Here is a 6,600-nt window from a genome sequence, read left to right on the forward strand (position 1 = left end):
ACGGACGCCCGGCGGCGGCAGCTGCCCGGCCCTTCCGCCGAACCCCGCCGAGAGGGGTTCTAGGGTGGAGGAAGGGCCCGGCCGGTCGGCGGAGCCGGGGCAGGGAGTAGGGACACAGGTGGCGACGAAGAGGATCTCTCGGGCGGTCGTGTGCGCGATCGCGGCCGGTGTCGTACTCGCCGGCTGCACGACGACGAAGACGCTCCAGACCGACGAGGCCGGGGCCGGGCAGTCCGACCGGTCGGAGGGGTCCGTGCTCAGGCGCGTCCCGAAGGCCCAGCGCGAGGACGCGCCGGACTTCTCCGGCACCACCGTCGACGGCCGCCCGGTCCGCCTGTCCGACTACCGGGGCGACGTCGTCGTGGTGAACGCCTGGGCCACCTGGTGCGGCCCCTGCCGCGCCGAGTCACCGGCGCTGGACAAGGCGCAGCAGGAGCTGAAGGAGCAGGGTGTGCGGGTGCTGGGGGTGAGCTACGACGCGGGCCGGAAGAACGCCCTCGCCTTCCAGAAGGAGCTGGGGCTGTCCTACCCGAGTCTGCACGACCCGGGCGGGAGGCAGTTCCTGAAGCTGCCGCGCGGCCTGGTGAACCCGCAGCTCCTCCCCTTCACCCTCTACGTCGACCGCGAGGGCCGGATCGCCGGGGCGACCCAGACCCCCGTCACCACGGACGACGTGCGGAACGCCGTCACGCCGATCCTCAACGAGAAGTAGCCCGGGCCTCGTCCCGGTACTCGTCGTCCGAGGAACCGTCGGAGTCACCGGACTCGCCTGACTCGTCGGCTTCGCCCGAGTCGCCGGACCTGGTGTCGCCGTCCCCGGTGGCCTCCTCCGCGGAGCCGTCGGTGTCGTCGGTGGCGTCGTCCCGTGCCGTCCCGGGGGACTCGTCCGGGGACTCGCCCCGCCCGCCCGAATCCTCCCGACCGGTCTCCTCCTCGTCCCGACCCGGCGCCCGCGTCCCCTTCTCGCCCTTCTTCGGCTCCCCCTTCTTGGTCTCGCCCTTCTTGGTCTCCCCCTTCTTCGCCCCGTCCTTCTTCGTCTTCTGCTCGGCGAGGACCTGCTGGAGCCGCTCGGCGCCGGCGCGGGCCGCCTCGCGGGTGGCGTCGTCGTCGATGCCGTAGAGACCGCCGTGGGTGAGGAGGACGGCGGTGTCGCCGACACGGACCGCGGCGAGGTCGAGGGTGAGGGCGCCCTCCTCGCCGCCGACGTCGCCGCGGACGACCAGCCTCAGCCCCTGCCGGGCGTCACCGATGCCGCGGGGCAGGTCGACGGGGGTGATCTCGGCGGCGTACTCGCGGTCCCCGAACCCGGTGACGGTGAACTCGCGGCACTCCCCGGCGAGGCTGCGGAAGTGGTCGAGCCGCTCGTCGACCTGGGCCTTGTCGTAGGCGCCCACCTGGTAGCGCAGCTGGGAGCCGTACTCGTCGTCGTCGAAGCCTGTGGCGGCACGGCCGCCGCGGGGCGCGCCGAGCAGGTCCTCGGCGTAGAAGGCGTCGAGCAGTTCCTGGCACTCGGCGGGATCGGTGCGGCCCTTGAGGAGGCCGTCGCGCCAGGTCGCCGCGCCCCGGGTGCCGGACCAGGCGCCGCCGAGGTCGCCCTGGCGCAGCAGCGCGCTGCGGGCGCGGGCGTCGGTGAGGGCGGGGGCCGCGGGCCGGGCGCTCGGCGAGGCGGGGAGCGTGGCCTCGTCGACGGCGGCCTCGGGGAAGCCGCGCGGGGGCGGGGTCCGGTCGGCCACACAGGCCGTCACCGTGCCGAGGAGCAGCCCGGCGCCCAGGAGCGGGGCGAGGACACGGCATGGACGGGGCGTACGACGAGACGTACGAGGACGCGTACGACGGCGCATGGCGGAGCCTTTCGGGAACACGGCGTTTGGCTCTACCGCAGCACCGCCCGGCCCGGCCCACCAGCGGAGGGGGGACGTACGGGTGAGGGGCGCCGGACTGCGGTGTTCCCCGGCGCGGACCCGGCGCGGCGCCTTGTCCTTCGGGGCACTGCCCTCAAGGGCACTGCCCCAGGAGTCACTTACGCACCGTCACCTCGCCTACCTAGGGTCATGACAGGCGCCTGACACGAGACACCCGAAGGCTGTCCCTCCCACGGGCGCCGGCGTCATCGCAGTGGACGAAGGAGAAGAACACATGCAGCTTTCCCGGTTGGCGAAGGCGACGGCCCTGTCCGTGGCTCCGCTCACTCTCGTCGCGGGCGCCTACCAGGCGAACGCGCTCGGCGGACAGGACACGGCGGGTGCGCGCCCGGCCGCCACCACGGCGTTCTCCGCGTCCGCGCTGTCCGCGAAGGCCGACACCGGTCTGAAGGACGTCTCCGGCTTCGCCGCGGACTCCGCGCAGGGCAGGCAGCTGAAGGCGCAGGGCTTCGGTGTGCTGAAGTCCGCGGCGGGCGAGACGGCGGTCGTCGACTCCTCGATGGCCCGTCAGGGTGTCACCGCGGCGGCCGGCAAGGGCTTCGTGGAGCTGTCCTGGAAGGGCTACGCCGACGGCGCCCGCTACGTCGTCGCCCGTGACGGCAAGGACATCGCGACCCTGGGCGCGGGCGTGACCTCCTTCCGCGACACGGCGGTCCGGGCGGGTGCCGAGTACACGTACCAGATCATCCCGATCCTGCCGAAGGGCGGCGCGCAGGGCTCCCAGCTGTACGGCGTGAAGGTGGCCGTGCCCAAGTCCTCGTCGCTGACGGGGATGCGGGAGGCCGCGGTCGAGCGGGCCTCCGCCGCGGCGGCCGCCTCGACGACCACGCTGAGCTGGGTGGGCTTCATCCCGCAGAAGTACGTGGACGCGCCGCTGGCCGGCTGTGAGTACGGGAAGAACTTCAAGTTCGGCGGCGACGACCACAGCGACTTCAACTGGAAGTCCAGCAAGTACCGCTTCGCGCTGCACGCCACCATCACGTGGAGCAACAAGAAGGTGGTGGCCAACAAGCACATCAACCCCACCACGGTCTATGTGAAGAAGACGAGCAAGTTCGTCGCGAAGAGGACCGCCAGCGCCAAGAACGTCTACGCGAAGAAGCTGGGCGGCAGCGGCAACTCCGTGGACATCCGGATGAACGTCCACGCCACCAACCCGTTCTGCAAGGGTCTCGGCGGGGTGAAGGGCGCGGCGTCCGGCGCGTTCACCATCAACATGAACAAGAGCGGCAACTGGACCATCCGCTCCGGCAAGCACCGCCTGTTCCCGAACCACTTCATCTACATCTACGACGGTGGCAAGGTCACCAAGGTGTACACCCGCAAGCACGCGGGCACGGCGTGCCTGATCGGCTCCGTGGCCTGCCCCGAGGCGGACCTGACCGGCCGCTACGGCAAGTTCTGACCAACGTCCCGCCGGGGGTGTGCCGGGCGCCCCGTGCGCCCGGCACACCCCTGTTCGCGTCCCCCGGTCGGAGGGGGCGCCCGCCGGGTCACGGTGTCGCGGTCGGGGTCACTTTCTCGGTCGTCGGGGTGGCCCTCGGGGTCGCCGGTGTCGCCGTTGTCCCCGATGTCGTCGATGGCCACCGGGCGATGATCTCGACCACCGCGCCTTCCGGCAGTTGTTCGTAGAGCCAGGCCGCGTCGGTGGGGCGCAGGGTGATCCAGCCCGTGGTGGTGTCGTCGTCGACGGGGGCGGCCTGCGCGTCAGTGAGGGCGGAGGCGATGTAGGCCCCCGTTCCGGGCTTCGGCCTCTCACCGGGCGCGGTGTCCGTCCTGTCCAGCGGGGCCAGTTCGAGGACCCAGCGCAGGCGCACCGACTGGGTGCCGGTGGACGCCTCCGTGTCCCTGGAGACCAGCCTGACGGTCTGCTTCCCGGTGACGGTCATCAGCCCCGTCGGCGTCGGCGTCCCGGTGGTGCCGAGCGAGACGGGAAGTTCACGCCCCTCGGCGCTGAGGACCTGCCGGGACAGGTCGACCGTGACATAGGGGACGTCCCGGGCGGAGGACCGGTCGGGGCCGGGGCTCGCGAGCGGGGAGGAGCGCTGCTCGGCGCCGTGGCCGGCGCCCTCGCCGGTGACGTGCACCGTGAGCACGGCGGCCAGGGTCGCGGCCGCGCAGCCCCCGGCGAGGAACGCGGTCGTCCGGCGGCGGTGCCCGCGGCGTCCGGCGGCGGCGCGGATCCCGGCGCCGGGCAGCCGCGGCGGCACCTCGGCTCCTTCGGCCAACTCCCGCAGACGGCGGGTGAGTTCATCGGACACGGCCGTGCTCCTTCTCGCCCTCGCCGGGGGCCAGTTCGCGTGCCAGTGCCGCCCGGCCGCGGGACAGCCTGGCCTTGACGGTGCCCACGGGCGCACCGGTCTCGGAGGCTACCTGCTCGACACTCAAATCGCACAGATGGTGCAGGACGACCGCCATCCGCTGCGCCTCCGGCAGTCTGCGCAACGCGTCGACCAGCACCGCCCGTTCCGGATCGGGGCCGGGCGCGTGCTCGGGAGGCGGATCGCGGCGCATCAGCTCCAGCCAGCGGCGCGCCCGCCGCCACCGGCTGACCGCGAGCCGCATCGCCACCGTCCGTATCCACGCCTCGGGCGCCCCGTCCGCGAGGAACTCCCGCCGACGGTCCCAGGCCCGGACGAACGCCTCCTGCACGACGTCCTGCGCCTCGCCGTGGTCCCCGGTGAAGGCGAAGAGCTGGCCGGTCAGCCGGGGGAACGCGGTGGCGTAGAACGCGTCGAACTCTTCCTCGGTCATGTCCCCGCCGTCATCGACAAATCCGTCGGGCCGCTGTGCAACCCGGTCGCCCCCCTCGTGCGTACAGGTCCCGGACGTACGCCACGTACGCCCGACATCGAAACACACCGAGGACTCATCACAGGGGGGACCATGACCTCGCGAGCCGCACGGATCCGCCGACGTCTCGCCCGTACGCTCGCCGCCGGCGCGCTGGGAGCCTTACTGCTCGCGGGCTGTTCGAGCAGCGGGGAGGGGGTGCGGGACGAAGGACCGAGCCGGCTGCCCGCGGCCCTGGGTGTCGCGACGCACCACTGAACGACGCCGGAACCCCGTTCGGAAACTTTTTCGTCCCGCGTGTCATCCGACCCGTACGGCACCGGGGTTTACGGGGTGTCAGAACAACACAGCCACACCGCACATCTCTGGGGGTTGTCCGTTCATGTCCATGGCACGGATGCACACATACGTCACCGTCGCGGCGCTGACCACGCTGCTGGCGGGGGCGCCGACGCTGTCGTACGCCGTCTCGCGGGGGGAGACGGCGCACGGCACGTCGGTCGCGGCCGAGGTGGCCGCCGCCGCGCGGAAGGCGCCGACGCCGAAGATCGTCAAGCCCGGTGAGCACGTCGTCGCCGCGCCCGGCTTCGAGCTGTGGCTCACCGCGGAGGGCAAGCACTGGGTGGAGCCCGACCTGCCCGACTTCCCGCAGTTCCGCAGCGTCGTCGACGGCAACATCGACCTGAGCCGGCCCGGCGTCTCGCTCCAGGCGAGTGGCCACGAGGGCGTCTACTACCTCTCCGGGATCTACTACGGCGGCAAGGGCACCGCCTCGCGCGTCCAGGTGAGGACGAGCGAGGGCACGGTCCACGGCAAGCTGATCGAGCTGGCCGGGAAGCCGGGCTGGGGCGTCTGGTACGCCACCACCCCGCTGCCCCCCGGCGACAACGGCGAGGACTTCCTGCACGGTGTCACCGTCTACGACACCAAGGGCCGGGTCTACTCCCAGCTCCGTTTCCCGGGGGTCTGACCCGGCGCCCCCGCCGGGGCCAGGCGACACCCACGTGACCGTGCGGGCGCGGGACCTGACCACTCCCCGCCCGCACGGCGCGCTCCCCCACGTTCCCGACCCCGAGGACCGTCGTCCGTGCCGCACGAGACACCCGGATCGCCCGAGGACGGCGACTTCGCCGCGTACGCCACCGCCGCCTGGCCGCGTCTGGTACGCACCGCGCACATGCTGACCGGCGACTTCCACGAGGCCGAGGATCTCGTGCAGACCACCCTGGCCAAGGTGTACGCCCGCTGGCGGCGCATCCCCCGCGACGACGTCGACTTCTACGTCCGGCGCTCCCTGGTCAACAACAACATCAGCCGGGTGCGCAAGAGACGCGTGGCCCATCTGCTGACCCCGTTCCTGCCCGAGCGGGTCCACGATCGGCAGGCCGGGCACGCCGAGTCGGTGGCCCAACGGGCCGCGCTGGACCAGGCGTTGGCGGCGCTGTCGGCACGGCAGCGGTCCGTGCTGGTACTGCGGTTCTGGGAGGATCTCAGCGAGACGGAGGTCGCCCAGCTGCTCGGCTGCTCCCTCGGCACGGTCAAGACGCATGTCCGCCGCGGCCTGGCGGCACTGCGCGCCCACCCGGAGTTCACCACCGCGCCGGCCGAGGAGGCCGAGGACGGCGGACGCGCGCCCCGGACCACCGGAACGGCGGAGGACGGCCGGTCGACCGCCACCTCCGCCGAGGGCGGCCGGTCGGCCACCGCAGCCGCTGACGGCGGTCGTAGCGCCACCGTCCCCGCCGAGGGCGGCTGGTCCGCCGAAGGCACAGACGGCGGCGGAAGTACCGCCACCCGCGTCGAGGACGGCCGGCCCGCAGCCGCCGAAGGCGGCCGGTCCACGGCCACGCCCGAAGAGGACGGCCGGTCCGCAGCCGCCCCCGCC

General features: G+C 72.9%; 7 protein-coding genes and 1 pseudogene. 5 read left to right on the top strand and 3 right to left on the bottom strand.

Annotated elements, in window-relative coordinates; all coding sequences use genetic code 11:
- Positions 1–118 precede the first annotated feature (118 nt).
- Entirely contained in the window at positions 119–712 is a 594-nt protein-coding gene (locus SMA5143A_RS11795) for a TlpA family protein disulfide reductase (RefSeq protein ID WP_107462903.1), read from the top strand.
- Here the strand turns inward: SMA5143A_RS11795 and SMA5143A_RS11800 are convergent.
- Positions 699–1,841 (bottom strand): hypothetical protein, encoded by a 1,143-nt coding sequence (locus SMA5143A_RS11800; RefSeq protein WP_181361817.1) that lies wholly within the window; start codon positions 1,839–1,841, stop codon positions 699–701. The genes SMA5143A_RS11795 and SMA5143A_RS11800 overlap by 14 nt on opposite strands.
- A gap of 295 nt (positions 1,842–2,136) precedes the next feature.
- On the opposite strand from SMA5143A_RS11800, the gene SMA5143A_RS11805 reads away from it, so the two are divergent.
- Positions 2,137–3,327, top strand: a complete 1,191-nt coding sequence (locus SMA5143A_RS11805; protein WP_107462904.1) for a hypothetical protein — start codon at positions 2,137–2,139, stop codon at positions 3,325–3,327.
- A gap of 88 nt (positions 3,328–3,415) precedes the next feature.
- Here the strand turns inward: SMA5143A_RS11805 and SMA5143A_RS11810 are convergent, their stop codons facing one another.
- Both SMA5143A_RS11810 and SMA5143A_RS11815 read right to left on the bottom strand, forming a co-directional pair.
- The gene (locus SMA5143A_RS11810; protein WP_107462905.1) at positions 3,416–4,183 is read right to left on the bottom strand and encodes a L,D-transpeptidase family protein; all 768 of its coding nucleotides are present in this window, start codon (positions 4,181–4,183) and stop codon (positions 3,416–3,418) included.
- Entirely contained in the window at positions 4,173–4,676 is a 504-nt protein-coding gene (locus SMA5143A_RS11815) for a SigE family RNA polymerase sigma factor (protein ID WP_099966712.1), read from the bottom strand. Before SMA5143A_RS11815 ends, SMA5143A_RS11810 begins: the two co-directional genes overlap by 11 nt.
- A 132-nt stretch (positions 4,677–4,808) precedes the next feature.
- Between SMA5143A_RS11815 and SMA5143A_RS42955 the strand changes: the two genes are divergently transcribed.
- The 3 genes and pseudogenes from SMA5143A_RS42955 to SMA5143A_RS11825 all read left to right on the top strand — a co-directional run.
- Complete coding sequence (locus SMA5143A_RS42955) at positions 4,809–4,973, top strand: hypothetical protein (RefSeq protein WP_180303715.1); 165 nt, start codon at positions 4,809–4,811, stop codon at positions 4,971–4,973.
- A 130-nt stretch (positions 4,974–5,103) separates the two neighbouring features.
- Positions 5,104–5,685, top strand: a complete 582-nt coding sequence (locus SMA5143A_RS11820) for a hypothetical protein (protein WP_308812032.1) — start codon at positions 5,104–5,106, stop codon at positions 5,683–5,685.
- Between the two features lie 117 nt (positions 5,686–5,802).
- A pseudogene (locus SMA5143A_RS11825) lies at positions 5,803–6,325 on the top strand (SigE family RNA polymerase sigma factor); the annotation flags it as partial.
- Between the last annotated feature and the right edge of the window lie 275 nt (positions 6,326–6,600).

The sequence above is a fragment of the Streptomyces sp. MA5143a genome (assembly GCF_900290235.1).
Classification (GTDB): domain Bacteria; phylum Actinomycetota; class Actinomycetes; order Streptomycetales; family Streptomycetaceae; genus Streptomyces.

Bases quoted from the DNA above. Each gene is read 5' to 3' on its own strand.
- SMA5143A_RS11800 (WP_181361817.1), bottom strand. From the start codon at position 1,841: ATGCGCCGTCGTACGCGTCCTCGTACGTCTCGTCGTACGCCCCGTCCA.
- SMA5143A_RS11805 (WP_107462904.1), top strand. From the start codon at position 2,137: ATGCAGCTTTCCCGGTTGGCGAAGGCGACGGCCCTGTCCGTGGCTCCG.
- SMA5143A_RS11815 (WP_099966712.1), bottom strand. From the start codon at position 4,676: ATGACCGAGGAAGAGTTCGACGCGTTCTACGCCACCGCGTTCCCCCGG.
- SMA5143A_RS42955 (WP_180303715.1), top strand. From the start codon at position 4,809: ATGACCTCGCGAGCCGCACGGATCCGCCGACGTCTCGCCCGTACGCTC.
- SMA5143A_RS11820 (WP_308812032.1), top strand. From the start codon at position 5,104: ATGGCACGGATGCACACATACGTCACCGTCGCGGCGCTGACCACGCTG.